This is a genomic window from Tateyamaria omphalii, from assembly GCF_014651375.1.
Taxonomy (GTDB): domain Bacteria; phylum Pseudomonadota; class Alphaproteobacteria; order Rhodobacterales; family Rhodobacteraceae; genus Tateyamaria; species Tateyamaria omphalii.
This window is the reverse complement of sequence record NZ_BMWT01000002.1, coordinates 293,400-318,233: the sequence shown is the minus strand read 5'-3', so window position 1 is coordinate 318,233 and position 24,834 is coordinate 293,400. Positions and strand designations below refer to the sequence as shown.

The 24,834-nt window shown below is 59.3% G+C and carries 27 protein-coding genes, 1 pseudogene and 1 riboswitch; of the genes and pseudogenes, 11 read left to right on the top strand and 17 right to left on the bottom strand.

Annotated elements, in window-relative coordinates:
- Positions 1-16: 16 nt before the first annotated feature.
- The 5 genes from IE087_RS07190 to IE087_RS07170 all read left to right on the top strand — a co-directional run bounded on the left by IE087_RS07190 (position 17) and on the right by IE087_RS07170 (position 5,821).
- Positions 17-415, top strand: a complete 399-nt coding sequence (locus IE087_RS07190) for a hypothetical protein (RefSeq protein ID WP_189368627.1) — start codon at positions 17-19, stop codon at positions 413-415.
- A gap of 41 nt (positions 416-456) precedes the next feature.
- Positions 457-1,626, top strand: a complete 1,170-nt coding sequence (locus IE087_RS07185) for an MFS transporter (protein WP_189368626.1) — start codon at positions 457-459, stop codon at positions 1,624-1,626.
- An 87-nt stretch (positions 1,627-1,713) separates the two neighbouring features.
- Positions 1,714-4,596: an excinuclease ABC subunit UvrA gene (gene uvrA / locus IE087_RS07180; protein ID WP_189368625.1), complete on the top strand. Its 2,883-nt coding sequence runs from the start codon at positions 1,714-1,716 to the stop codon at positions 4,594-4,596.
- A 73-nt stretch (positions 4,597-4,669) separates the two neighbouring features.
- Positions 4,670-5,377, top strand: coding sequence for a head GIN domain-containing protein (locus IE087_RS07175; protein ID WP_189368624.1), 708 nt, complete (start codon positions 4,670-4,672; stop codon positions 5,375-5,377).
- 186 nt (positions 5,378-5,563) lie between these two features.
- The gene (locus IE087_RS07170) at positions 5,564-5,821 is read left to right on the top strand and encodes a hypothetical protein (RefSeq protein ID WP_189368623.1); all 258 of its coding nucleotides are present in this window, start codon (positions 5,564-5,566) and stop codon (positions 5,819-5,821) included.
- Positions 5,822-5,824: 3 nt separating this feature from the next.
- On the opposite strand, the gene mmsB is transcribed toward IE087_RS07170, so the two are convergent.
- From mmsB to IE087_RS07145, 6 genes and pseudogenes are all read right to left on the bottom strand, one after another.
- Positions 5,825-6,697, bottom strand: coding sequence for a 3-hydroxyisobutyrate dehydrogenase (mmsB, locus tag IE087_RS23720; protein ID WP_308425455.1), 873 nt, complete (start codon positions 6,695-6,697; stop codon positions 5,825-5,827).
- A 90-nt stretch (positions 6,698-6,787) separates the two neighbouring features.
- Positions 6,788-7,738 (bottom strand): annotated as a pseudogene (locus IE087_RS23715) (enoyl-CoA hydratase/isomerase family protein); the annotation flags it as partial.
- Positions 7,735-8,085: a RidA family protein gene (locus IE087_RS07160; protein ID WP_189368621.1), complete on the bottom strand. Its 351-nt coding sequence runs from the start codon at positions 8,083-8,085 to the stop codon at positions 7,735-7,737. The pseudogene IE087_RS23715 and the gene IE087_RS07160, both read right to left, overlap by 4 nt.
- On the bottom strand, positions 8,082-9,224 hold the full coding sequence (locus tag IE087_RS07155; RefSeq protein ID WP_189368620.1) for an acyl-CoA dehydrogenase family protein: 1,143 nt from the start codon (positions 9,222-9,224) through the stop codon (positions 8,082-8,084). The genes IE087_RS07160 and IE087_RS07155 overlap by 4 nt, the downstream gene beginning before the upstream one ends.
- 61 nt (positions 9,225-9,285) lie before the next feature.
- Positions 9,286-9,720: a hypothetical protein gene (locus tag IE087_RS07150; RefSeq protein ID WP_189368619.1), complete on the bottom strand. Its 435-nt coding sequence runs from the start codon at positions 9,718-9,720 to the stop codon at positions 9,286-9,288.
- Position 9,721: 1 nt separating this feature from the next.
- Positions 9,722-11,221, bottom strand: a complete 1,500-nt coding sequence (locus IE087_RS07145; RefSeq protein ID WP_189368618.1) for a CoA-acylating methylmalonate-semialdehyde dehydrogenase — start codon at positions 11,219-11,221, stop codon at positions 9,722-9,724.
- Positions 11,222-11,343: 122 nt separating this feature from the next.
- On the opposite strand from IE087_RS07145, the gene IE087_RS07140 reads away from it, so the two are divergent.
- The 3 genes from IE087_RS07140 to coaD all read left to right on the top strand — a co-directional run bounded on the left by IE087_RS07140 (position 11,344) and on the right by coaD (position 13,436).
- Positions 11,344-12,255 carry a LysR family transcriptional regulator gene (locus IE087_RS07140; RefSeq protein ID WP_189368617.1) on the top strand — a complete coding sequence of 304 codons (912 nt, stop codon included), beginning with the start codon at positions 11,344-11,346 and terminating at the stop codon, positions 12,253-12,255.
- Between the two features lie 174 nt (positions 12,256-12,429).
- The gene (locus IE087_RS07135) at positions 12,430-12,864 is read left to right on the top strand and encodes a CBS domain-containing protein (RefSeq protein ID WP_189368616.1); all 435 of its coding nucleotides are present in this window, start codon (positions 12,430-12,432) and stop codon (positions 12,862-12,864) included.
- Between the two features lie 80 nt (positions 12,865-12,944).
- Positions 12,945-13,436 (top strand): pantetheine-phosphate adenylyltransferase, encoded by a 492-nt coding sequence (coaD, locus tag IE087_RS07130; protein WP_189368615.1) that lies wholly within the window; start codon positions 12,945-12,947, stop codon positions 13,434-13,436.
- Between the two features lie 38 nt (positions 13,437-13,474).
- Here the strand turns inward: coaD and IE087_RS07125 are convergent, their stop codons facing one another.
- The 7 genes from IE087_RS07125 to gap (IE087_RS07095) form a co-directional block, all read right to left on the bottom strand.
- Entirely contained in the window at positions 13,475-14,530 is a 1,056-nt protein-coding gene (locus IE087_RS07125) for a FecCD family ABC transporter permease (RefSeq protein WP_189368614.1), read from the bottom strand.
- Complete coding sequence (locus IE087_RS07120; RefSeq protein ID WP_189368613.1) at positions 14,527-15,462, bottom strand: ABC transporter substrate-binding protein; 936 nt, start codon at positions 15,460-15,462, stop codon at positions 14,527-14,529. The genes IE087_RS07125 and IE087_RS07120 overlap by 4 nt, the downstream gene beginning before the upstream one ends.
- 12 nt (positions 15,463-15,474) lie before the next feature.
- On the bottom strand, positions 15,475-16,257 hold the full coding sequence (locus tag IE087_RS07115) for an ABC transporter ATP-binding protein (protein ID WP_189368612.1): 783 nt from the start codon (positions 16,255-16,257) through the stop codon (positions 15,475-15,477).
- On the bottom strand, positions 16,254-16,658 hold the full coding sequence (locus tag IE087_RS07110) for a DUF1636 family protein (RefSeq protein ID WP_189368611.1): 405 nt from the start codon (positions 16,656-16,658) through the stop codon (positions 16,254-16,256). Before IE087_RS07110 ends, IE087_RS07115 begins: the two co-directional genes overlap by 4 nt.
- A gap of 104 nt (positions 16,659-16,762) precedes the next feature.
- Positions 16,763-16,977, bottom strand: a riboswitch (cobalamin riboswitch).
- A gap of 132 nt (positions 16,978-17,109) precedes the next feature.
- The gene (gene gap / locus IE087_RS07105) at positions 17,110-18,114 is read right to left on the bottom strand and encodes a type I glyceraldehyde-3-phosphate dehydrogenase (protein ID WP_189368610.1); all 1,005 of its coding nucleotides are present in this window, start codon (positions 18,112-18,114) and stop codon (positions 17,110-17,112) included.
- 143 nt (positions 18,115-18,257) lie between these two features.
- Positions 18,258-18,401 carry a hypothetical protein gene (locus IE087_RS07100; protein WP_189368609.1) on the bottom strand — a complete coding sequence of 48 codons (144 nt, stop codon included), beginning with the start codon at positions 18,399-18,401 and terminating at the stop codon, positions 18,258-18,260.
- A 74-nt stretch (positions 18,402-18,475) separates the two neighbouring features.
- Complete coding sequence (gap, locus tag IE087_RS07095; RefSeq protein WP_189368608.1) at positions 18,476-19,477, bottom strand: type I glyceraldehyde-3-phosphate dehydrogenase; 1,002 nt, start codon at positions 19,475-19,477, stop codon at positions 18,476-18,478.
- 205 nt (positions 19,478-19,682) lie between these two features.
- On the opposite strand from gap (IE087_RS07095), the gene IE087_RS07090 reads away from it, so the two are divergent.
- Positions 19,683-20,639, top strand: a complete 957-nt coding sequence (locus IE087_RS07090; RefSeq protein ID WP_189368607.1) for a DUF808 domain-containing protein — start codon at positions 19,683-19,685, stop codon at positions 20,637-20,639.
- Positions 20,640-20,715: 76 nt separating this feature from the next.
- Here the strand turns inward: IE087_RS07090 and tkt are convergent, their stop codons facing one another.
- Positions 20,716-22,731, bottom strand: coding sequence for a transketolase (tkt, locus tag IE087_RS07085; RefSeq protein ID WP_189368606.1), 2,016 nt, complete (start codon positions 22,729-22,731; stop codon positions 20,716-20,718).
- A 273-nt stretch (positions 22,732-23,004) separates the two neighbouring features.
- On the opposite strand from tkt, the gene IE087_RS07080 reads away from it, so the two are divergent.
- Positions 23,005-23,496, top strand: a complete 492-nt coding sequence (locus IE087_RS07080) for a hypothetical protein (RefSeq protein WP_189368605.1) — start codon at positions 23,005-23,007, stop codon at positions 23,494-23,496.
- Entirely contained in the window at positions 23,489-23,881 is a 393-nt protein-coding gene (locus IE087_RS07075; RefSeq protein ID WP_189368604.1) for a cell division protein ZapA, read from the top strand. Before IE087_RS07080 ends, IE087_RS07075 begins: the two co-directional genes overlap by 8 nt.
- Positions 23,882-23,983: 102 nt before the next feature.
- Here the strand turns inward: IE087_RS07075 and grxD are convergent, their stop codons facing one another.
- The 3 genes from grxD to IE087_RS07060 are packed head-to-tail and all read right to left on the bottom strand — an operon-like array spanning position 23,984 to position 24,830.
- On the bottom strand, positions 23,984-24,346 hold the full coding sequence (gene grxD, locus IE087_RS07070) for a Grx4 family monothiol glutaredoxin (protein ID WP_189368603.1): 363 nt from the start codon (positions 24,344-24,346) through the stop codon (positions 23,984-23,986).
- Positions 24,343-24,588 carry a hypothetical protein gene (locus IE087_RS07065; RefSeq protein WP_189368602.1) on the bottom strand — a complete coding sequence of 82 codons (246 nt, stop codon included), beginning with the start codon at positions 24,586-24,588 and terminating at the stop codon, positions 24,343-24,345. The genes grxD and IE087_RS07065 overlap by 4 nt, the downstream gene beginning before the upstream one ends.
- Positions 24,588-24,830 (bottom strand): BolA/IbaG family iron-sulfur metabolism protein, encoded by a 243-nt coding sequence (locus IE087_RS07060; RefSeq protein ID WP_189369296.1) that lies wholly within the window; start codon positions 24,828-24,830, stop codon positions 24,588-24,590. Before IE087_RS07060 ends, IE087_RS07065 begins: the two co-directional genes overlap by 1 nt.
- Positions 24,831-24,834: the final 4 nt, after the last annotated feature.

The following is a 24,834-nucleotide window of genomic DNA, read 5'->3' as shown; positions in this document are numbered from 1 at the left end:
TTCTGGGGAATGATTGATGAAAAGAAATTTAATGATACTGGCCGCTGCCCTCTTTGGATTGGGGCTGACCGGCGCACCGACCTCTGCACAGCAGTTTACTTTTGAGTACTACGCGGTGCTGTCGCCACAGGACACTTACAACTCGCGTGGCCAGCCTTTGAATGACGTGTGTGGAATCGTGCAGCAGGACCGCGCAAACGTGCACAAATTCGGCAAACGCGACTCTGCGGACACGGTTGATCTGTTCTTTACGACGCCAGAGCGGCGGGCGATGATCACCGGTCGATGCGAATATGATCCATCCTATCATACGGTCGAACGTATCCGGACTCAGTTCATCGGCTACGTTCGTGTTCTGGTCTTTGGAAGCGGCAACACGGTGACCCGCGTACAAATCTTTGAAGCCGCCGGTTAATGGACCTTGCACCTCCCCGACGCTTGTGATGAGCGTCGGGTATGAGCGACCGTACATCCTTCCCTCTTGTCTTTGCCCTTTGGGGCGCGGGGCTGGGGGCAGCCGGGCAGTACGCGAAGATTTCGGTGATCTTTGACAGGCTGCCTGCTGTTTATCCCGATGCTGGTGCCGCGCTCGGGTTCACCGTTTCCCTTGTTGGATTTCTGGGTATCCTTTTGGGCGTCGCGGCCGGGCTGGTTGTCGCGCGCATCCGGTATCGCCGTGCGATGCTGTGGGGACTTTGGGCCGGGGCGCTGCTGTCATTGTATCAGGCGACGTTGCCGAGCTTGCCCCTGATGTTGCTGAGCCGCGCACTTGAAGGTGTGTCGCATCTGGCGTTGGTTGTTGCGGCGCCGACCCTGATTGCGCAACTGAGCGCCGAGCGGCACCGCGGCTTCACCCTGACACTTTGGAGCACCTTCTTCTCTGTCGCATTCACGCTGCTCGTCGCCCTTGGGTTACCCTTGGTGGACGCGATGGGCGTGCCTGCTTTGTTTGTGGCCCATGCCATTTGGCTGGCGGTATTCGCCGTGATCCTTGGCTTGTTCCTGCGCCCGCTTGAAGTGCCGCCAGACGGCGCGCTGTCCCTGCGTGGTATTCTGCGGAATCATGCAGCCATTTACCGATCCCCCAGCATCGCGGCCCCCGGGGCGGGTTGGATATTCTATACGTTCTGTTTTCTGGCGATCCTGACCGTTCTGCCGCCTTATATCGCGCCTGAATGGCGGGCATGGGTGATGGGGGCAATGCCGTTGGCCTCGATTGCCGTGTCCCTCACGCTGGGTGTCTTTGCGCTGCGCTTCATCTCGGCCGTCATGCTGGTGCAGATCGGGTTCACTCTGTGCATCGCGGCGCTGTTGTGGCTTTGGGTGGCTCCAGGCCTGCCTGCGGCGTGTCTTGCGTTGGCGGGGGCGCTGGGGCTGGTTCAGGGTGCCAGCTTTGCGGCGGTGCCACAATTGAACGAGACGGCGGCGCACCAATCGCAGGCCTATGGAGGATTGGCGCAGACCGGCAATCTGGGCAACACGCTGGGCACGCCGGTGTTGTTGGCGGTGCTGGGTATCGCCGGCTTTCCCGGACTGGTTTGGACCTGCATTGCTGTCTTTGGGTGCGGCATTGCGATCCATGCGTGGATGGCTGCGCGGCGACGTACTGACACCATCCGGCAGTAAGCGGCATGTTCACGACATGTTCTCATTTTTTCGTTGGCTCATCCGGCCATCTGACCTATGTACAAACCGTTAATCCGGGGGGCTGACATGGCCGAGCAGAAGAATATCGAGGTGCGTGGCGCGCGCGAGCACAACCTCAAGTCCATCGACGTGGATATCCCGCGCGACCAACTGGTTGTGATCACTGGGCTTTCCGGGTCGGGCAAGTCGTCACTGGCCTTCGACACGATCTATGCCGAGGGGCAGCGCCGCTATGTGGAATCACTGTCGGCCTATGCGCGGCAGTTCCTGGACATGATGCAGAAGCCGGATGTGGATCATATTTCCGGCCTGAGCCCTGCGATTTCCATCGAGCAGAAGACGACGTCGAAGAATCCCCGGTCGACCGTCGGCACCGTGACCGAGATTTACGACTACATGCGTCTGCTCTTTGCCCGCGTTGGTACGCCGTATTCCCCGGCGACCGGTAAGCCCATCGAGGCGCAGCAGGTGCAGGACATGGTCGACCGCATCATGGCGATGGAGGAGGGGACGCGCGCCTACCTGCTGGCGCCAATCATTCGCGACCGGAAGGGTGAGTACCGCAAGGAGTTTCTGGAGCTGCGCAAGCAGGGCTTCCAGCGGGTGAAAGTGGATGGGTCGTTCTACGAATTGGACGAGCCGCCGACGCTGGACAAGAAGTACCGCCATGACATCGATGTGGTGGTAGATCGGATCGTGGTGCGTGAAGGGCTGGAGACGCGGTTGGCGGATTCGCTGCGCACCGCTTTGGACCTGGCGGATGGGATTGCGATCCTTGAGACTGCACCCAGCGAAGGTGAGCCGGAACGCACGACGTTTTCTGAGAAATTCGCCTGTCCGGTCAGTGGCTTCACCATTCCCGAGATTGAGCCGCGCCTGTTTTCCTTCAACGCACCCTTCGGGGCGTGTCCGTCCTGCGACGGGTTGGGGCATGAGCTGTTCTTTGACGAACGGTTGGTGGTGCCGGATCAGACATTGAAGGTCTATGACGGGGCTTTGGCGCCGTGGCGGAAGGGGAAGTCACCCTATTTTCTGCAGACCATTGAGGCGATTGCGGCCCACTATGAGTTCGATGCGCAGACCAAGTGGAAGGACCTGCCGGCACATGTGAAGCAGGTGTTCCTCTATGGCTCGGGTGATGAGGAGATTCCGTTCCGCTATGACGAGGGTGGCCGCGTTTATCAGGTGACGCGCGTGTTCGAGGGGGTGATCCCGAACATGGAGCGCCGCTATCGTGAGACGGATTCAAACTGGATTCGCGAGGAATTCGAGCGGTATCAAAACAATCGTCCCTGCGGTGATTGCGGCGGGTTCCGTCTGCGGCCAGAGGCATTGGCGGTGAAGATCGGGCCGCGGGATGACCCGGACCGGCTGCTGCATGTTGGGCAGGTGGTCGAGATGTCGATCCGCGAAGCCTTTGACTGGTGCCAGACCGTGCCGGAGCATTTGACGGACCAGAATAACGAGATTGCACGGGCCATTCTGAAGGAAATCCGCGAGCGGCTTGGATTCCTGAATAACGTTGGTCTTGAATATCTTACGATGTCACGTTCAAGTGGCACGTTAAGCGGTGGTGAAAGCCAGCGTATCCGCTTGGCCTCGCAAATTGGGTCCGGTTTGACCGGTGTTCTCTATGTGTTGGATGAGCCATCTATCGGTTTGCACCAGCGCGATAATGACCGGCTTTTGGGCACGCTCAAGAACCTGCGGGATCAAGGCAATACCGTCATTGTGGTTGAGCATGACGAAGAGGCCATTCGCGAAGCGGACTATGTGTTCGACATCGGGCCGGGTGCCGGTGTGCACGGTGGGCAGGTTGTGGCGCATGGGACGCCGGATGTACTGGCCGGCAGCGGGTCCATCACCGGAGATTACCTGTCCGGCAAACGTGAGATCGCTGTGCCGACCGAGCGCCGCAAGGGTAAGAAGGGCAAGAAGAAGGTCACTGTTGTCAAGGCGACGGGCAACAACCTGCAGAACGTGACTGTCGACTTCCCGTTGGGCAAGTTTGTCTGTGTAACGGGCGTGTCGGGCGGGGGCAAGTCCACGCTGACCATTGAAACGCTTTTTAAGACGGCATCGATGGCGCTGAACGGTGCGCGCCAGACACCTGCGCCTTGTGAGACGATCAAGGGGTTGGAGCATCTGGACAAGGTGATCGACATTGACCAGCGGCCCATCGGTCGCACCCCGCGGTCAAACCCTGCGACCTATACCGGGGCATTCACCCCGATCCGTGACTGGTTTGCGGGGTTGCCGGAGGCCAAGGCGCGCGGCTACAAGCCGGGTCGCTTCAGCTTCAACGTGAAGGGCGGGCGCTGCGAGGCCTGTCAGGGCGATGGTGTCATCAAGATCGAAATGCACTTTCTGCCCGACGTTTACGTTGAGTGCGAAACCTGCAAGGGCGCGCGGTACAACCGTGAAACGCTTGAGATCAAGTTCAAGGGCAAGTCCATTGCCGATGTGCTCGATATGACGGTCGAGGACGCGCAGGAGTTTTTCCAGGCGGTGCCGTCTATCCGCGAGAAGATGGATGCGCTGATGCGCGTGGGTCTGGGCTATATCAAGGTGGGCCAGCAGGCGACAACCCTGTCAGGGGGCGAAGCGCAGCGGGTGAAGCTGTCCAAGGAACTGTCGAAACGATCGACGGGGCGGACGCTTTACATCCTTGATGAGCCAACCACCGGTCTGCACTTCGAAGATGTGCGCAAGCTGTTGGAAGTGCTGCATGAATTGGTGGATCAGGGCAATTCGGTCGTGGTCATCGAACACAATCTGGATGTCGTGAAAACCGCTGACCATATCATCGACATTGGTCCCGAGGGCGGCGACGGTGGTGGTCAGGTTGTTGCAACCGGAACGCCGGAGGAAGTGGCTGAGGTGGCCGAAAGCCATACCGGTCGGTACCTGAAGCCGATGCTGGCGCAGCGCAGGGTGGCGGCGGAGTAAATCGCCTTTGCCGTCTTGAATGTTAATCTGATTAACACCATCTCATCTTCATATTCACATCGGGAGAGTGAAGATGGGACAATCACAACACGTCGTCGCGGCTGTCTGCGCGGTCGCCTTGGCGACACCGCTGGCTGCTGGCGAAACAGTTCATGACTTTTCTGGATTTACAAAAATTGTGGCCGCCGACGGGGTAACGGTCCGGGTGTTTTCTGGTTCGGATTACAGCGTAGTGTCCGATGTCTCTGGCACCGCGCGCGAACGACGACTGGTGGTGGAACAGGATGGCGATACCTTGTCGATTAAGCGCAAGGGTGGGTCATCGATGATCCTCATGGGGATGGCAGACTATTATACCGTCACCGTGCACATGCCGGAATTGACGTCAATCATCGGCAGCCGCGGCGTGGATGTCGAAGCATCCGGTACGTTTACAGACTCGTTTGAGGCGATGAGCAGCAGCGGTGCTGATGTCGACATTGACGGATTGGATTCCGAAACCGTGTACCTCAAGGCCAGTTCAGGCTCGGACCTGGACGTGCGCGGCTCTTGCGGGTCTCTTGTGGTCGAGGCCTCCAGCGGATCGGACATTGATGGTGAGGACCTGGAATGTCGGGACGTGCAGGCACGCGCCTCCAGCGGGTCGGACATTGAAATCCATGTCTCTGGAACCTTGTTTGCACGCGCCTCGAGCGGTGGTGACATCAAAGTGGAGGGTGCGCCGATGGATGTGAAAGTGAAGGAAAGCTCAGGTGGGGAAGTGAGCCTGCCGGGGTCCTGATCTGACGCTTGATCAGTGTTCAAGCCGCAGAACGGGCTGGGGCTGGGCGAGTGTTCTACGCATCCGTGCCCTACGTCATCAAACTAGCGGCGCCGGGTAAGTCCGATTGTTTTGGTCAGAATGCCGCATTCAAAGCGGTTCCAAGTCTCTTATCTGATGGGAAACCTTTGATGGAGCTAACCAAACATGACCACGACAACCACCAACCCGACGCAACAATCGAGTGTCCTGCGGACCGGGTTGCGGACCGTATCGGATGCCGCGCGCACCATGTTCTCTGCTGTGGTTGGACCGGAGTTTTACGTCCTGCTGGGGGTATTGGCCTTTGTGGTCGCATGGGGGCTCGCCATAGCCACATGGGGGTACCCAGCCCTGATCATCGTGGCCCTGTTCCTTGTGTTTGTGATTTTCGCAGGCTTGATGCTGATCACGGTCGGGAAATAGCGGTTAGCCGCGCCCGCGGGTTTCGAACCGTGGCAGCATGGCGCTGAAATCCTTGCCCAGACCATCCTCGTTTTCGACAAACTGGCGGTAGAGTTCGAGTGCGCGTTGCCCCATTGGGGTGTCAGCGTTCACGGCCTCTGCCGCCTGTTGGCTTAGTCCGAGGTCTTTCAACATCAGCTCTGCGGCGAAGCCCGGGGTATAACCATTGTCTGCCGGGCTTTGCGGGCCAACGCCGGGGGCAGGGCAGTAGGCATTCATTGTCCACGAGTAACCCGAGGATGTGCTGACCACGTCGAACATCTTTTGCCGGTCGAGGCCCAGCTTGTCGGCCAGGGCAAAGGCTTCGCAGGTTGCGATCATCGTTGCGCCCAGGATCATGTTGTTGCAGATCTTGGCCGCCTGACCGGCACCGGCATCCCCGCAATGCACGGCCTTTTGTCCCATGATATCGAAGAGTGGTTTTGCGGCCTCGAAAGCCGCCGTGCTGCCGCCCGCCATGAAGGTCAGCGTGCCACCAGCCGCGCCGCCGATGCCCCCCGAGACGGGCGCATCGACACAGCCCAGCCCGGCAGCATCTGCCTGTGCGGCGACTTCGCGCGCGCTTTCCACGTCGACCGTTGAACAGTCGATCAGCGTAGCACCAGGTTTCATCGCAGGGATCACTTCGGCTGCGACGGCGCGCAGGATGTCGCCATTGGGCAGCATCGTGATGACGATGTCCTGATCAGCGGCAGCCTCTGCCGCGCTTGGGGCGTTCGTGACGCCGTCGGCTGTGGTTCCAGCCACATCGAACCCGGTCACCCTATGCCCGGCCTTGGCGAGGTTTGCGGCCATGGGCGCGCCCATGTTGCCCAGCCCAACAAATCCGATCTTAATGCCCGTTCCTCCCAATTTGAGTGCTATATCTCCCAACGGCATCAGCATTTTGCTAACGGCCGCGGCAGGCACGTCTTGGTCCGCAAATTGCCATTTCGGCGTGCGGTCCTTGTCGATAATTGCAGCCCTGATCCCTTCAAGGAAATCGCCATGCTCCATCGCGCGAGCAGTGAAGCGGTATTCGAGGTCCAGTGCCTTTTCCAAGGTCAGGGAGGGGCCGCGCAGACGGTGCAGGGCCTCGATCGTGCAGGCCATAGACAACGGGCTGTTGCGGCCCATCCGCTTGAGCGTGTCGCGGGCAAACTCGCTGTCTTCACCCCTCAGCGTGGTCAACACGTCGCTGAGCGACGCGCCATGAAAGTGCCTGTCGATGTCTGGCATTGCCTGTTGAAGCGGTCCAGATTCTGGGTCCGTGGCGGCAGCGGCGATGCAGGATGTGTCGCCCGTCGCCTCAAGCGTTGCGAGCAGGGCGGGCCAGTGCGCTTCGTCGACATATTGATCGGCAAAGCCAGCAAAGATCGCATCGCTTGCATTCATCCGCGCGGCCGTGGTGCCCAAATATTCACCCAAGCGACCGGGGGCGAGGGCGAGCATCAGCGATCCGCCCACATCCGGAACAAGTCCGATGCCGCATTCGGGCATGGCGATCTGGCTGCTGTCGCCCACAACGCGGTGCGACCCGTGGCAACCGATGCCAACTCCGCCCCCCATGGTGAACCCTTGCAGGAAGCTGACCACCGGCTTGGGGTAGTGAAAGATCTTGTGGTTCAGGCGGTATTCGTCGGCCCAGAATTTTTGGCCGTAGGCATAGTCGCCCTTGGTGCCTGTTTCGTAGAGTTCGGCAATGTCCCCACCGGAACAGAAGGCGCGCTCACCTTCGGCATCCAGGACAACCGCTTCGACACTGTCATCGCTACGCCAGGTGTCCAGTGCCGCTTCGATGGCTATGCACATCTCATAGGTCATCGCGTTGAGCGCTTGGGGGCGTTGCAAAGTGATCCGGCCCGCGCGCCCGATGATGCGGATGGAGATGTCAGTCATGGCACGGCCGCCGTACATATGATTTCGATGTCATACCCTTCGCCACCAATCTGCACCTCTCCGCACGACCGGGCGGGGGCGGTGCCTGCATGCACCCATGCGTCCCAAACCTCGTTGATGGCGTCATAGTCGGATATGGAGGAGAGCCAGATGGTCACGGACAGCAATCGGGTTTTGTCGGTGCCTATGGCCGCAAGGTGATGATCGACCTTGGCCAGGGCTTCGCGTGTTTGAGTCTGGATCGGGGCAAAGGCGGTGCCGCATTGCCCGGCAAGATAAGCGGTCTGACCGTGCACAACCGCTTGGCTCATCCTCTTGTTTGTATCAAAGCGCTTGATGTCAGTCATCGGTTCTTCAGCATATCCCGCGCCACGATCACGCGCATGATTTCGTTGGTGCCTTCCAAAATCTGGTGCACGCGCAGGTCACGGACCAGTTTCTCGATCCCGTAGTCGGCCAGATAGCCATAGCCGCCATGCAGTTGCAGGCACTGGTCAACAACCTTTGATCCGGCCTCGGTCACGAATTTTTTGGCCATGGCGCAGAATTTGGTGGCGTCTGGCGCCCCATTGTCGAGCTTCCATGCCGCCTGGCGCAGGAAAGTGCGGGCAGCCTGCAGCTCGATCTCCATATCCGCGAGGCGGAATTGCAGGCCCTGGAACTGGTCGATTGGCTGACCGAAGGCTTTGCGTTCGCCCATGTATTGCAGGGTGACGTTCAACGCGGTCTGTGCGGCGCCGAGCGAACAGGCGGCGATGTTCAAACGACCGCCATCAAGGCCCATCATAGCATATTTGAAACCTTGGCCTTCTTCACCGATCAGATTGCCGCTGGGGATGTTGCAGTTGTCGAACTGGACCTGAGCGGTGGGTTGGCTGCGCCAACCCATCTTGTCTTCAAGCCCGCCAAAAGACAGCCCGTCGGTGCCGTCTTCGACATACACGGTCGAGACACCTTTGGGCCCATCCTCGCCCGTGCGCACCATGCAGACATACGCGTCCGAGTATCCGCCGCCCGAGATGAACGCCTTGGTGCCGGTCAGGCTGTAGCCTTCATTTGTGCGATCCGCCCGCGTGCGCAAAGCGGCGGCGTCAGAGCCGGAGCCGGGTTCGGTCAGGCAATAGCTGAGCACGGTGTTCATGCTCAGGACGTCCGGCATCACGCGGGCCTTCAGATCGTCATCCGCGAAGCTGTCGAGCATCTTGGCGCACATATTGTGGATCGACAGGAAGGCCGCAACAGAAGGGCAGGCCATGCTGAGCGCTTCAAAGACCAATGTCGCATCAAGGCGGGACAGACCCGCGCCGCCCGCATCTTCGGAGACGTAGAGAGAGGCAAAGCCCAGTTCACCGACCTTGGGCCATAGATCCTTGGGGATGGTGCCGGCGGCTTCCCAATCACGGGCGTGGGGCGCGATCTCGGCCTGGCCAAAGGCGTGGGCCATATCGAAAATTGCCGTCTGTTCCTCGGTCAGTGCGAAATCCATGCTGCCTCCCGTCACGCAATGGCTTGAATTGAACGCACGTTAAATTCCGATGTTTGCAGGACTATTGCAAGGCCTGCCTTCCGATCGGAGGCAGAAGCAGATCGAGGGATTTTTCCGGTTGCCCAAGAAGCGTCAGCGCTTCGGATTCCGAATGCTGCACCATCGGGACAACTGCATCTACGTTGTCCCAGGATTTGACAAACAGCGCGCTGAATTCCTGGCTGATTTGCGTCGGCGCGACATAAACGACCAGTGACTGGACGCCGGAGTTTGCAAATCGGCCGACCTTGGTCGCCTGCATCTGCATGAACCGGACATAGTCCCGTTCATAGTCCGTAATACCGCTGAAATCGACCAACTGCTTTTGGCCTAGAGCGTAGTGGGGGTGGGCCAGGTAGGACCTGGTCGCACCCATCGTGTCGTCAATGGTCGCGAGACCTGAGTACCGAACCACGACAAGGCCGCGGTCCGGCAAGATGCGAAAGCGTATTGCCATGTTATTCCATAACGGGGATCGAGAATTCTCCGCCTTCCTTTATTCCAGACGGCCACCGGGCTGTCACTGTCTTCGTACGCGTATAGAACTTAAATGCGTCAGGACCGTGTTGATTTAGGTCCCCAAAGACGGATTTTTTCCATCCGCCGAACGTATGGTAGGCGAGTGGCACAGGAATTGGGACATTTATGCCCACCATGCCGATGTTGATTCGGTTGGCGAAATCGCGGGCGGTATCCCCGTCGCGGGTGAAAATGGCGGTACCGTTTCCGTATTCGTGATCCATGGCAAGGCCGATGGCTTCTTCGTAGGTCTGGGCGCGTACGGTGGTCAGAACCGGACCGAAGATCTCGTGCTTGTAAATATCCATGTCCTTGGTCGCGCGGTCAAAGAGGTGCGGCCCGACAAAGTATCCGTCTTCGTATCCTTGCAGTTTGAAGTCACGCCCATCTACGACCAGTTCTGCACCCTGATCGATGCCGGTTTGGACAAGCCGTTCGATGTTTGCTTTGGCCGCCGCGGTAACGACCGGTCCATAGTCCACGTCCTTGCCAGCGGTATAGGGGCCAACCTTCAGCTTTTCGATCCGTGGCACCAGCTTTTCGATAAGGCGGTCAGCCGTTTCGTTACCAACCGGCACGGCGACCGAGATAGCCATGCAACGTTCGCCTGCCGCGCCATAGCCCGCGCCAACCAGCGCGTCAGCGGCCTGATCCATGTCTGCATCTGGCATGACAATCATGTGGTTCTTGGCGCCGCCAAAGCACTGAACGCGTTTGCCGTTCGCACAGCCCGTTGCATAGATGTATTCGGCGATTGGCGTCGAGCCGACAAAGCCGATGGACTGGATCACGTCGTGGTGCAGGATCGCGTCCACAGCCTCTTTGTCACCATTCACCACTTGCAGGATGCCTTTGGGCAGGCCTGCTTCTTCCATCAGTTCGGCCAGCATCAGCGGCACTGATGGGTCGCGCTCGGACGGTTTGAGGATGAATGAGTTGCCGCAGGCAATGGCAGGGGCAAACATCCACATCGGGATCATGGCCGGGAAGTTGAACGGTGTGATGCCCGCCGTCACGCCAAGGGCCTGGCGCATGGAATACATGTCGATGCCGGGGCCCGCGCTGTCGGTGTATTCACCCTTTAGCAGGTGGGGCGCGCCAATGCAGTATTCCACAACTTCAAGGCCGCGTTGCACGTCGCCGGCCGCATCGGGCAGCGTTTTGCCGTGCTCGCGGCTCAGCGCCTCGGCCAGCTTGTCCATGTCGCGGTTGAGCAGATCCACAAACTTCATCAACACCCGCGCCCGACGCTGGGGGTTGGTTGCAGCCCATGCCGGCTGCGCCTTGGCGGCGACTTCGACCGCGTGCGCCAATTCGGCTTCAGAGGCGAGCGGCACCTTCGCCTGCACTTCACCCGTGGCGGGGTTCATCACATCCGCAAAACGGCCCGATGTTCCTTTGACGTGGGCACCATCGATGTAGTGAGTCAGTTCCTGCATTTTGCGTCCTCCCGGAGGGTGTTGAATGTCACAGTTGGGGGCAGGATAGTCTTGCAAAATATCCGGGAAAAGAGGCAAGTGGGCAAAACCATTTTGCATTTTTGCAGATTGGAGAGGGCTTGATGCTGCCACATTGGGATGATTTGCGCCTGTTTCTGGCCGTCGCGCGTGCCGAAACGCTTTCTGCCGCGGCCAAGGATGTCCGTAAGGATGCCGCGACGTTGGGGCGGCGTGTGGCCCGGCTGGAGCGGGATCTGGATGTGGTCCTGTTTCGCAAATCCCCGCAAGGCTATGCGCTGACGGATGCAGGGGCGCAGTTGCTGGAGCGGGCAGAGACAGCCGAGGCCGCCATGCGCGCCGCAACAGAGGGGATTTCCGGAGCAGGGCCAACCCAAGCCGAAACGGGGTTGACGGGTCAGGTACGGATCGGTGCGCCGGACGGATGCGCAAATTACGTGTTGCCGCAGGTTTGCGCCGCCTTGGGGCAGGCGCATCCGGCGCTTGATATTCAGATTGTTGCCTTGCCGCGGGTCTTCAACCTGTCCCGGCGCGAGGCTGATCTGGCCATCGGCGTGAGCGCGCCCACGGCAGGGCAGCTGACGGTGCAGCGGATCACGGACTACCGACTGCATTTGGCTGCCAGTGAAAGCTATCTGGCCGGTGCGCCGCCGCTTGCGAAGAGGGCTGATCTGACCGCGCACAGGATTGTCGGATATATCCCAGACATGATTTTTGATCGGGAACTGGACTATCTGGCCGACGCGGGGGTGGAACGGGTTGCTTTAGCGTCCAACTCGGTCGCGGTGCAGCTGAACCTGCTGCGGCAAGGCGCGGGCGTCGGCGTGGTGCACGACTTTGCGTTGCCATTCGCGCCTGGTCTGTGCCGTGTGCTGACCAACCAGATGTCTCTGGCGCGCAGCTTTTTCCTGATCCGGCACCAGTCTGATACCCGCGACCGGCGGTTGAACGCATTTGCCGAGCTTTTGGTGCAAGGTGTTCGATCCGAAATCTCTAGATTGGAAGGCTGCCTGTGAGTAAAATCAGGCGCTTGCTGGCAGATGTTCAACTTGTATTTTGATGCGCCCCGGTCGCGCTCGCGGGCGAATTTCAACCGGCAGTGGATTGCCGGGCGACGTTCGTACACTTGACAGACAGGGCCTTGGCGGCGGACGCTGAGACATGCCGCAGTATTGACGAGGTCCAGATCCATGCTTGTGCACCAGATTCTCAAGTCCAAATCCGATGACGCTGTTGTGACGGTGAAACCCGGCACGCAGGTCTCTGAGGCGGCTAAAATCCTTGCCGAGCGCAGGATCGGGACGGTGGTTGTCTCACCTGATGGGCTGACCGCCGCCGGCATTCTGTCCGAGCGTGACATCGTGCGTGTGTTGGCCAAGCGGGGAGGCGCGATCCTGACCGACCCGGTCGATAATTTCATGACCTCGAAACTGGTGACCTGCAGGCGCGACGACAAGGCCGATGATGTTTTGGCCCAGATGACCAAGGGCCGGTTTCGGCACATGCCGGTTGTTGAAGATGGGCAATTGGTAGGGTTGATCACCCTTGGCGACGTGGTCAAGGCGCGCCTGAGCGAACTGTCGATGGAGAAGGAAGCGTTGCAGGGCATGATTATGGGGCATTGACCAGACGGTAGCGTGCTGATTGCTTGCATTCACATCACTGAAATGCTGCATTGCGGCCAAGATGACTGACGGAGCCGCCAATGCGTATCGGCCTTTACCCTGGCACCTTTGATCCCATTACGATGGGGCACATCGATATCATTCGGAGGGCCAGTCCGATGGTCGACCGTTTGGTGATCGGCGTCGCGATCAACCGTGACAAGGGCCCGCTGTTTTCACTGGAAGAACGAGTGAGCATGATCGAGGCCGAATGCGCCAAGCTGAGCGCGCAAACGGGCACCGAAATCGTCGCACATCCCTTTGAAAATCTGTTGATTGATTGCGCCCGTGATGTCGGCGCGCAGTTCATTTTTCGGGGTCTGCGCGCTGTGGCTGATTTCGAGTATGAATTCCAGATGGTTGGCATGAACCGCCAGCTTGATAACAGCATCGAAACCGTGTTCCTGATGGCCGAAGCCGAACATCAGGCCATTGCATCAAAGCTGGTCAAGGAAATCGCCCGTCTTGGGGGCGATGTCAGCAAATTCGTGACGCCGCTGGTTAATGATGCGTTGAAAGAGCGGTTCGGCTAGACACCCGGTGTGCCAGAACTTGGTCGCGACACAGATGTTCAACTCAGGCGTCGACGCAGCAGCCATACGAAGAACACACCGCCAATCAATCCTGTGATGACTCCAATTGGCACTTCGTCCGGGGCCATGAATATGCGCGCCAGAACATCCGCCCAGATCAGGAATACAGCCCCCAACAAAGCCGAGGCAGGCAGGACGCGAGCATAATCACCGCCAACAATAAAGCGAACAATGTGGGGCACCATCAGTCCGACAAAGCCGATAATGCCGGAAAACGCCACCATGACTCCGGTGATCAGAGCCCCCACCACAAAGACGGACAGGCGAAACCGGGCCACTGGGATACCCAGTGTGGATGCAGTTTCGTCGCCAATCGTCATTGCGTTCAGGCTGCTTGTGTTCAGCCACAAATACGCGCCACCTGCCACAAGGATTGCGAAGGGGAAGACAAGCTGACCCCATTGCGCAAGGCCCAGCCCGCCAAGCATCCAGAACACGACCGTGTGGGTGGCGCGTGGATCACCTAGAAAAATTAGCATGTTGGCCAGTGACATGACGATGAAAGACACAGCGACCCCCGCCAGGATCAATCGGTCTGCCGTTGTGGCAGAGGCAAACTGCGAGACCGCGAGCACAAGTAGGGTTGCCGCGAGAGCACCCAGAAAGGCCATAAGGGGTACGGTCAGCAGCCCCAGGAACAACCCGGTGTGGAGTAGGGCCAGGATCGCGCCAAATGCGCCGCCGGCGGAAATACCGAGAAGATGCGGGTCAGCCAGGGGGTTCCGGGTCACGGCCTGCAGGCTTGCGCCCACCATAGCCAATCCGGCCCCCACACAGCAGGCCAGAAGCGCGCGCGGAAAGCGGATGTCCCACACGATCGCTTCGCGACCGGGGGACCACACAACCGGCACCCAGCCGGGCGATAGCTTGTTGGCAACCACGCCCCAGGCAACGCTCATGGGAATCTGGATCGCGCCAAGGCCAACGGCAGCGGAAATGGAAAGGATCAGCACAGCCACGCCAGCTCCGATCACGAACGGGCGCCTGAGCTTGCGGCCTTTTTTGGCTGTGCCAATCCTTTCCACGTCAGTCATTCTGCTCGGAATGCAGCGGCGAGGGTCTTGACCGCGTTGATGTTGCGCGGACCGGGGGTCGCCTCGACATATTCCAGGGTGACGAAGCGGTCATTCTTGACCGCGTCGATATCGGCGAAAGCAGGGTTGGACATCATGAAGGCGCGCTTTTCTTCTGCTGTGACCTCGCCGTAGTTTACAATCACGATCACTTCGGGATTGCGTTCAACCACAGCTTCCCAGCCCACTGTCGCCCAGCTTTTTTCAAAGTCATTCATGATGTTGGCGCCGCCTGCCGCTTCGATCAGAGCATTTGGCATAGCGTAGCGGCCTGCCGTAAACGGTGTGTCTTCGCCACTGTCATAGACAAAGACGCGAGGTGCGCTGTCCAGGGGCGCCAAATCGGCCGTGAAACTCTCCAGATCAGCACGGTAACCGGCGACAAGTGCTTCTGCCTTGTCCGTCACATCAAAAATCGCCCCAAGATTCAGCAGATCATTATACATGTCGTCCATACTGGCCGCTTCTTTCTCGCCGATGTGAATGCAGCTTTCCGTCAGCTCGTATACCTCGATGCCAAAGGGGGCGAGCGTTTCGGGTGTGACGTCGCCTCCGACCTTCATGCCGTAGTTCCAACCGGCAAAGAAGAAGTCTGCGTCTGCGCCAATCAACACTTCCTTGCTGGGGTATTTTGCTGACAATTCTGGCAACGCTTCAACACCTGCCGTCATCTCCTCATCCAGTGTTTTCCAGCCGGAGATGCCCGTATACCCGACCATCCGGTCAGCCAGGCCAAGAACAAGCATCATTTCGGTCAGGTTCACATCGTTCGAGATTGCGGCCTGTGGCGGAGCGTCGAAGGTCACGGTGCGGTCACAGCTTTGCACTGTGGTTTGCGCCAATGCTCCCGTGGCGCAGAAGGTGGCGGCGAGGGTTGTGAGGAGACGTTTCATTTGCGGGGATCCTTATGTCGGCAAATGGAATGAAAAGTGTTGAGTGTCGCTTGGGCTGAGCCGCTCGCGCCGGGCGTCGACGCGGAAGGCGCATGACACTTGGGTCTCGGTCAACACTTGGTCAGGAGGGCCAAAACCCTTGGTTTCGCCGCTTTCAAGCAGCAGGATGGCATCACATGTTTGTGCGGCCATGTTCAGGTCATGCAGCGAGACGATGATGGTCAGGTCCAATTGGCGGATCAGAGCCAGCACTTCGAGTTGGTGGCGGATATCAAGGTGATTGGTCGGCTCATCGAGTACCAAGACCTGCGGTTGTTGCGCCAACGCCCGGGCGACCATGACCCGTTGCCGTTCGCCGCCGGACAATGTGGCGACGTCCCGGTCTGCGAGATCCTGAAGATGCAGTTGCTGGATCGTTCTGGCGACAATTTCCGCATCCCTCGCGCCAGCGGATGAAAACCCGGACCGGTGCGGCGTACGACCCAATGTTACAACCTCGCGAACCGTCAGTCCAAAGGACGACGCCTGTTCTTGCAAGACCGCTGCGACACGGCGCGCCGCCATGCGCGGTGGGACAGACCAGATGTCCTCGCCCGCGATGCGGATTTGGCCGGTCGAAGGGCGGTAGTAGCGATAGATCATCCGCAACAATGTCGATTTCCCAGCCCCGTTTGGCCCAACAACGCCCAGCACCTGCCCGGCTTTGACGTGAAAGCTTGTTGGTTTCAGCAGCGGGGCAGTGGCCCGCTGTGGTGTCCAACTGGTATTTTCGGCAACGACGTCAGCGGCGCTCATGACACGCGCACGTCGCTGTCTTCCAGCGCGATGATGGCGGCGGGCACACGGGCAAGTGTGGATGTGCGCAGCTTGCCGGGGCGGTCGACAGAAGAACACCAGCCGTCTTCCATCGACGTATATTGCTGCGCGAAGGCCACGAGGTCATCTATGTCTGTGTCCGCCTCAATATCTCCAAACAGATACGTGGCCTTGCGTGTGCCGTGATAGGCGACGGTGCAGGGGCGATCGCATCCTGCCATGCAGGCAACGCCTGAGATTTCGAACTCGTCCGTGAGGCTGTCGCCCGCGGCTGCAATTGCGGTGCGCAGCTTGGCAATCAGTTCATAGCCGGGTCGGCAGTTGCTGCCCTTGTGCCGACAGGATGTGCAGATCGTGATCTTTTGTTGTGGTTGGCCCATGTCGCCCTCCGCGATCGTGCGGGGCGTACGGCAGACATGTCACTTTCAGCGGGCGTTGCCGCAAAAACCATCATGGCCTCCTGTCCGAACACCCCGTCCGGGTTGAAGTTACATCGATGATGGCAGGTCTCCTGACTCGCGGGTCCGGGCTCGCCCGATCCTTCCCGAACGCATGCGTTCAGTGGTGATCATCGGGGTCGCTCACCGCTCACAGTTGCGGGGGCAGTTACGGATTTGGCACCTTCCGGCAGCCTCACCGTATTCCCTTTTCATCCTGGGTAGCCGTCGGCATCCAGAAACCATCGACGGAAACGATCTGCTAGAAACAGGGTCGCGTCAAGCTGGAAAGATCGAGAGGTGGCGCAGACCAAGCGTGACGTTGCGCGACGGTGACCACAATAAAAAAGGCGCCCGTGCGGGGCGCCTTTCCAAATCTATGATGTGGTGCGTGTCAGAGGTATTTTCCCATCTCGATCGCAGTGTCGCCCATCCGGTTCGAAAAGCCCCATTCGTTGTCATACCAGCTCAGGATACGGACCATGTTGCCGTCCATGACCTTGGTCTGGTCAGTGGCAAAGATTGATGAGTGCGGATCGTGGTTAAAGTCCATCGATACCAGTTTGGCATCTGTGACACCCAGCACGCCCTTCAGTGGGCCAGCGGCGGCGGCTTCGGTCATGGCTGCGTTGATTTGTTCAACAGTCACGTCGCCATTCACCTCAACCGTGAGGTCGACACAGGATACGTTCGGTGTGGGGACGCGGATCGCTACACCGTCCAGCTTGCCATTAAGCTCTGGCATCACCAGACCAACGGCTTTGGCTGCCCCGGTCGAGGTGGGGATCATCGACAGCGCCGCTGCGCGGGCGCGGTAGAGGTCCTTGTGCATCGTGTCCAGCGTCGGTTGGTCACCAGTATAGCTGTGCACCGTGGTCATGAAGCCACGCTTGATCCCGAACTGGTCGTGCAGAACCTTGGCCACGGGCGTCAGGCAGTTGGTCGTGCACGAGGCGTTCGACACAACCACATCGTCACCTGACAGGGTGTCGTGGTTCACGCCATATACGATGGTCTTGTCGGCATTCTTGCCGGGGGCCGAGATCAGAACGCGGCTGGAGCCGTTCTCTAAGTGCGCCTGGCACGCTTCTTTCGAGGTGAAGATGCCTGTGCACTCCATCACGATGTCCACGTGGCTCCAGGGCAGGTCCGCCGGATTGCGCTCTGCCGTGACCTTGATCGGGCCGTGGCCCACGTCGATGCTGTCGCCCGCGACTGTCACCGTGGCAGGAAAGCGACCATGTAGGCTGTCATATTGCAGCAGGTGCGCATTTGTCTCCACGGGGCCCAGGTCGTTGATCGCGACCACCTCGATATCCGTACGACCGCTTTCGACGATCGCGCGCAGCACGTTGCGCCCAATGCGCCCGAACCCGTTGATTGCAACTTTGATGGCCATGGTATCCCCCATGTCTGGTGTCAGAATAATGTCTGAACGCTGCCCCGAAGGTTTGGGGTGCGCCGTTACCGCTAACAAATGCAAAGCGGAGCGATTGTCAACCGGGGATGCCGGTCAAATCGGTGCGACATGTCGGGCAGGGGTCAGCGCCAAAACGCGATCCACTCCAGCAGCTCAGCGAATTTCTTGCCCAGGAAAATGAGGTGCTCTTTGCCATACAGCATCACGTCCAGGGTGATCGCGCCGATGATCAGCAGGGCAAGGACAAGAGCGATGCGGTTGGTCATAGGTCTGCGTCACCAAGAAAAAGGGCAGGGCTGTTGTGACAGCCCCACCCGATGCTTGCAACCTGTCGTGTTGTTCAGGTCAACCGGCCCATGGCAACGGCCACGTCGGCCATGCGGACCGAAAACGCCCATTCATTGTCATACCATGCCAGCACGCGCACCATCCGGTTGCCCACCACTTTTGTCTGATCGGGGGCAAAGATGGACGAGTGTTCGGTGTGGTTGAAATCAACGCTGACCTTCTGTTCGTCATCATAGGCCAACACGCGCCCCATGGGGCCGGCGGCGGCCTCGGCCATGGCGGCGTTGACCTCTTCGACAGTGACATCACGACCCGCTTCGAATGTCAGGTCGACGGCGCTTACGTTCGGTGTAGGGACACGCATGGCGGTGCCGTCCAGCTTGCCCGCGAGGTTTGGCAGGACTTCTCCCAGCGCCTTGGCGGCCCCAGTCGAGGTGGGGATCATCGCCATTGCGGCAGCGCGGGCCCGGTACAAATCGTTGTGGCGACGGTCCAACGTGGGTTGGTCGCCTGTGTAGCTGTGAATCGTGGTCATCACGCCGCGTTCGATGCCAAAAGCGCGGTCAAGCACCTTCGCCAGAGGTGCAAGGCAGTTGGTGGTGCATGACCCGTTCGAAATCATCCGGTCATTGGCCGCGAGCTGTTCGTCGTTCACGCCAAAGACGACCGTTTTGTCCACGTTCTTGCCGGGGGCAGACAGCAGCACTTTCTTGGCGCCGCGGTCCATATGCACTTTGGCCTTTTCGCCGTCGTTGAACTTGCCCGTGCACTCAAGCACCACGTCCACGCCGGTCCAGTCCAGTTCGTTCATGTCATAGGTCGACATCATGCGGATCGGCCCACGGCCCAGATCCATCGTGTCGTTGGTGAGTTTCACCTCGTTTGGGAAACGGCCATGCACGCTGTCATATTTGATCAGATGGGCGGCGGTCTCCAGCGGCCCTGTGGCATTCACCGCGACCACATCGATATCGTTGCGCAGGGATGTTGCGATGTGGCTGAGGGTGCAGCGCCCGATGCGTCCAAACCCGTTAATTCCGACTTTGATGGTCATGTTTCCGGTCGTCCTTCCGCTGGGGCAGCTTGAATGTCGCCGGTGTGATAGCCGCTGCGCCGCGGCGTGAGAAGAGGAAAAGAGATGAACAATCAGTATGTTAGCGATAAACGTGTTCCATTGTATGCAGTTCGCGCTAACAGTATGCGCATGCGTCACACTGTGTTATGCGCTAACGTAAGGACAAAACGAGGGAACGGGCGAAATGAGCGGACTTTTGGCTCTTTTGGACGATGTTGCGGGAATCGCCAAAGTGGCGGCGGCATCGGTGGATGACGTCATCGGTCAGGCGGCCAAGGCGGGTTCGAAAGCGGCAGGTGCTGTGATTGATGATGCGGCGGTCACACCGAAATACGTGCATGGCTTCTCTGCTGATCGCGAACTGCCGATCATCTGGCGGATTGCCAAAGGGTCGTTCAAGAACAAACTGGTGTTCCTGTTGCCCGTGGGCTTGATCTTAGCGAATTTTGCCCCTTGGGCGATCCCACCGCTGTTGATGCTGGGCGGTTCTTACCTGTGTTTCGAAGGTGCCGAAAAGGTCGCGCATGTGCTGGGCTTGGGCCATGGGCACGAGGACTATGAAGGTAAGTCTGAGGAAGTGCAGGACCCTGCGCATCTTGAAGAGCAAAAGGCGCAGGGCGCAATCAAGACCGACTTCATACTGTCAGCCGAAATCATGACAATTGCTCTGGCGGCCATCCCGCAGAGCAATTTTTGGATGGAGGCAGCGACTCTGGCAACAGTGGCTGTGATGATTACGGTTGCCGTTTATGGTTCGGTTGCGCTGATCGTGAAAGCCGATGATGCCGGGATGGCGCTGGCGGCTCGTGGCGGCATTGGACCGATCCGTGCCTTGGGGCGGGGCATCGTGAAAGTCATGCCCGGCTTTTTGAAACTGCTGACCATTGTTGGGACGGCCGCCATGCTTTGGGTGGGCGGAGAGATCATTGTCCATGGTTTGGCGCAGATGGGTTGGCATACGCCCGAAGAGATTGTCTATGGCATTGCAAAATCGGTCGGTGGCGCTTCGGACGTCGCAGTTTGGGGTGTCAAGGCGGCTCTGCACGGTGTGCTGGGTCTGGCCTGGGGCTTTGTCCTGATACCGATTGGGGAAAAAGTGATCACGCCCATCTGGCGGGCCGTTGCCCCCAAGGCGATCTAGACGCACTTGACCCGTTCAAAAAGAAAGGCCCGGACATGCAGAACATGTCCGGGCCTTTCTTTAGCTACACAGTTTTTCAGAGAAGCGCTTTGGCTTTCTCGACAACAGCATCTGCTGTGATGCCGAATTTTTCGAACAGCACGTTGGCTGGCGCAGAGGCACCAAAATCATCCATGCCTACGAAATCGGCCTTGTTTGCCTTGCCACGCTCACCCAGCAGCCACTGATCCCAGCCTTGGCGCACAGCGGCTTCTATACCGACACGGACAGGGCCCGCTGGCAGCACCTTGCGTCGATAGCTTTCATCCTGCTGCGCAAACAGCTCCATGCAGGGCATGGACACCACACGGCATCCAATGCCAGCGTCTTGCAGCTTGGCACGGGCGTCCATGGCGATAGATACCTCTGATCCAGAGGCGATCAGGATGACCTGACGCTTGCCCTCGGCATCGGCCAGAACATAAGCGCCTTGTGCGGTCATGTTCTTCAGCTTGTGGTCGGTCCGCACGGTGGGCAGGCCCTGACGGGTCAGGGACAGAACCGATGGCGCGTCGGTATAAGACAGCGCGATTTCCCAGCTTTCGGCGGTTTCCACTGCATCGGCGGGACGGAACACCATGGTGTTCGGTGTGGCCCGGCTGATCGCCAGATGTTCGACCGGCTGGTGGGTAGGGCCATCTTCGCCCAGGCCAATGCTGTCATGGGTCATGACGAACACCGTGGGGATCTTCATCAGGGCCGCAAGGCGCATGGCGGGGCGGGCATAATCAGTGAAGCACATGAACGTACCGCCATAGGGGCGGATGCCGCCGTGCAGCGCCATGCCGTTCATCGCTGCGGCCATGCCATGCTCACGGACCCCCCAATATACATAGCGGCCGCCACGGTTGTCGGTGTCGAACACACCCAGATCACCCGTCTTGGTGTTGTTCGACCCGGTCAGGTCGGCCGATCCACCTACAGTTTCGGGCATCACGGGGTTTATGACTTCCAATGCTTTCTCAGATGCAGCGCGGGTTGCCAGCTTGGGCGCGCTTTCCGACATCTGCTTCTTGAACGCTTTGATGGTGGCCGACAGCTTTTTGGGTACTTCACGGGCGAGGGTACGGTTGAACTGTGCCTGTTTCGAGCCCGAGATCGACGCAAACCGCTCTTCCCAAGCCGCGCGGGCCTCGGCGCCGCGGGTGCCGATGGCCTCCCAAGCGGCTTTGACATCGGCAGGCACGTCAAACGGTCCTGTGGTCCAGCCATAGGCCGCCTTGGCGTCTTGCAGCTGCGTCTGGTCGGTCAACGCGCCGTGGCCCTTGGACGTATCCTGTGCCGCGTGACCCAGCGCGATATGCGTCTTGCAGGCAATCATTGTCGGCTTTTTCTGGGTCTTGGCCTTGGCAATTGCGGCGTCGATGGCTTCGGGGTCATGCCCGTCAATCTCGATCACCGCCCAGCCTGCAGATTTGAAGCGCTGCGGCTGATCCGTGGTGTCCGCAAGTGTGACAGGACCATCAATGGTGATGTTGTTGTTATCCCAGAAGACAATCAGCTTGCCCAGCTGGTGACGCCCGGCAAGCGTAATGGCTTCCTGGCTCACGCCTTCCATCAGGCAGCCGTCGCCCGCGATGGCATATGTATGGTGATCAACAACCTTCTTGCCGTATTGGGCGCGCAGGATCTCTTCGGCCATGGCAAAACCAACGGCGTTCGAGATGCCTTGACCCAAAGGCCCGGTGGTGGTCTCGATCCCCTTGGCGTGGCCATATTCAGGGTGGCCCGCAGTGATCGCGCCCCACTGGCGGAAGTTCTTCACCTGCTCAAGGGTCATGTCCTCGTACCCGGTCAGGTGCAGCAGGGAATAGAGCAGCATCGAGCCGTGACCGGCAGACAGAATGAACCGGTCGCGGTCGGGCCAATCCGGGGCCTTGGCATCGAATTTCAGGTGCTTTTCAAACAGGACAGTGGCCACATCGGCCATCCCCATGGGCATGCCTGAGTGGCCGGAATTGGCCGCGGCCACGGCATCAAGGGTCAAGGCACGGATGGCGGTGGCCTTGGACCAGTGGTCGGGATGGGCGGTGCGAAGGGCTGTCAGATCCACGGAATTGCTCGTCCTTTGGAATTAGGTTTGAGGCTGCATATCAGGCAAAGACCAAAGATCAAGGCGCTGTGCCTTGGCAAATTGGGGCATCTTGGAGCAAGCGACGTCTTGCTACATCAAAGCCGCCCCGCAAGTGGTTGATCGCAAAGGGGGGCGCATTTCCGTACCTCTTTGGCTAAACTCGGGCGCAACCGGACGCTAAATCGATTCGAACAGTCCGGGCAGATGGAACCATTGCGCCCGCGCGCGTAAAAAAGGGGACAGGCACAGGAAATGAGCGATATCGACGGATTGCAGCAGCGGCTCACCGCCGCGATGGACAGGATCGCCTCCGGTCTTGATGGGCTGGACACGGCAGGGGCTGACGACACAGCCGCCTTGCAAGCGGCATTGGACGACGAACGTGTTGCAAACGCACAGCTGTCTGAGCGAGTGCGCAAATTGTCAGAACGTCAGGAAGCCGCTGCATCTGAAGCACAGGCTGTTGCCGATGCGGCGCAAGCCCGGGTCGAAGAACTGGACGTGGAACTTCAAAGGTTGCGTAAGGCCAACGAACAGTTGCGCGAGTCAAACGCCGCCTTGCGCACAGCGAACGAAGAAGGTGTCGGAGAAGCGCATCTGATCAACAAATCCATGATGGCCGAACTGGAAGGCCTGCGCGCGGCCCGCGCCGCAGATGTGGCCGAGGCGAGCAGCATCATCGGGGCGCTGACCCCGCTGCTCGACCAGCTCGAAGCCCCGGAGGAGGAGGACGCAGATGCCTGAGGTCACAATCAATATCGGTGGACGTCCGTTTCAAGTCGCCTGTCAGGAGGGTGAAGAAAGCTACCTGCGATCGGCAGCCAAGATGCTCGATGACGAAGCACAGGTGTTGGCAGATCAGGCCGGGCGTATGCCCGAAGCGCGGATGCTGTTGATGGCCGGTCTGATGCTGGCGGACAAAACGGCGAGTGTCGAAGACCGTGTGGCAGAGGTTGAAGCCAAACTGGCCGAACGCGAAGCGGAGCTGGAAGGGTTGCGCACCATGGGCGCGCCAGAGCCGGAGCGGATCGAGGTGCCCGTCGTGCCGCAAGCGGTAACCGACACGCTGGCCGAGTTGGCCGCGCGGGCCGAAGCCCTGGCCGCGGAAGTGGAAGAAAAGACAGCGTAACGCGCAGCTTGCCGCGCAGTCTCGCGGACACAAAAAGGCGTGCTGATCTGGCACGCCTTTTTTCTTTGAACCGTAAGGCGCACGTGTCGTGCGCCCCTCTGCTTATCCGTTCGCTTCGCGAATCTTGTCGGCTGCGTCCTTGTCATAGGTCACGCCATTTTCATCGAACAGCGTGTCCAACTCGCCCGACAGGGTCATTTCCGTTATGATGTCGCACCCGCCGACGAATTCGCCTTTGACATAAAGCTGCGGGATGGTCGGCCAATCCGAAAAGTCCTTGATGCCCTGGCGCAATTCTTCGTCGGCCAAAACGTTCACGTCGGCGAAATCGACGCCCATATAGTTCAGCACACCAGCCACGCGACTGGAAAAGCCGCATTGCGGCATGGATTTTGTGCCTTTCATATAAAGCACCACGTCATTGGCGTTGTTGGTTTCGGTGATACGGCTGCTTGCGTCAGTCATTTGCGTTTGTCCTTGGGAATAAAGGTTTTGGCATAGTCCTGCGGGTCGCGCGGGACGCGATACTGTGTCGAATGGCCACCGCCGCCGCCGCCAGAGTGATAGGCAGCGTCGATGATGTGATGGCCTTTGCCGGGCAGGCTTCCCCGTTCGGTCCCGCGTGAGTGGCGGATCGACTGCGCCGCGCGCAGAATGGCAACCACCACGATCAGTGCGGACACGATCAGGATAAAGGTCCAGTCCATCAGCCCGGCGCTTTCGTCGTCAGGGCCAGTGCGTGCAATTCTCCATGGCTGCCATCCATCTTGCCCTTCAGCGCCTTGGTCACGGCCCGGTGCTGCTGCACGCGGTTCATACCGGCAAAAGATGCGTCGATGACCTCGGCCGAATAGTGGTTTCCGTCACCCGCCAGATCCGTGATGGTGATCTTGGCGTCGGGAAAGCTCTCGCGGATCAGGTCTTCGATCTCTTGGGCTTGCATGGGCATCTGG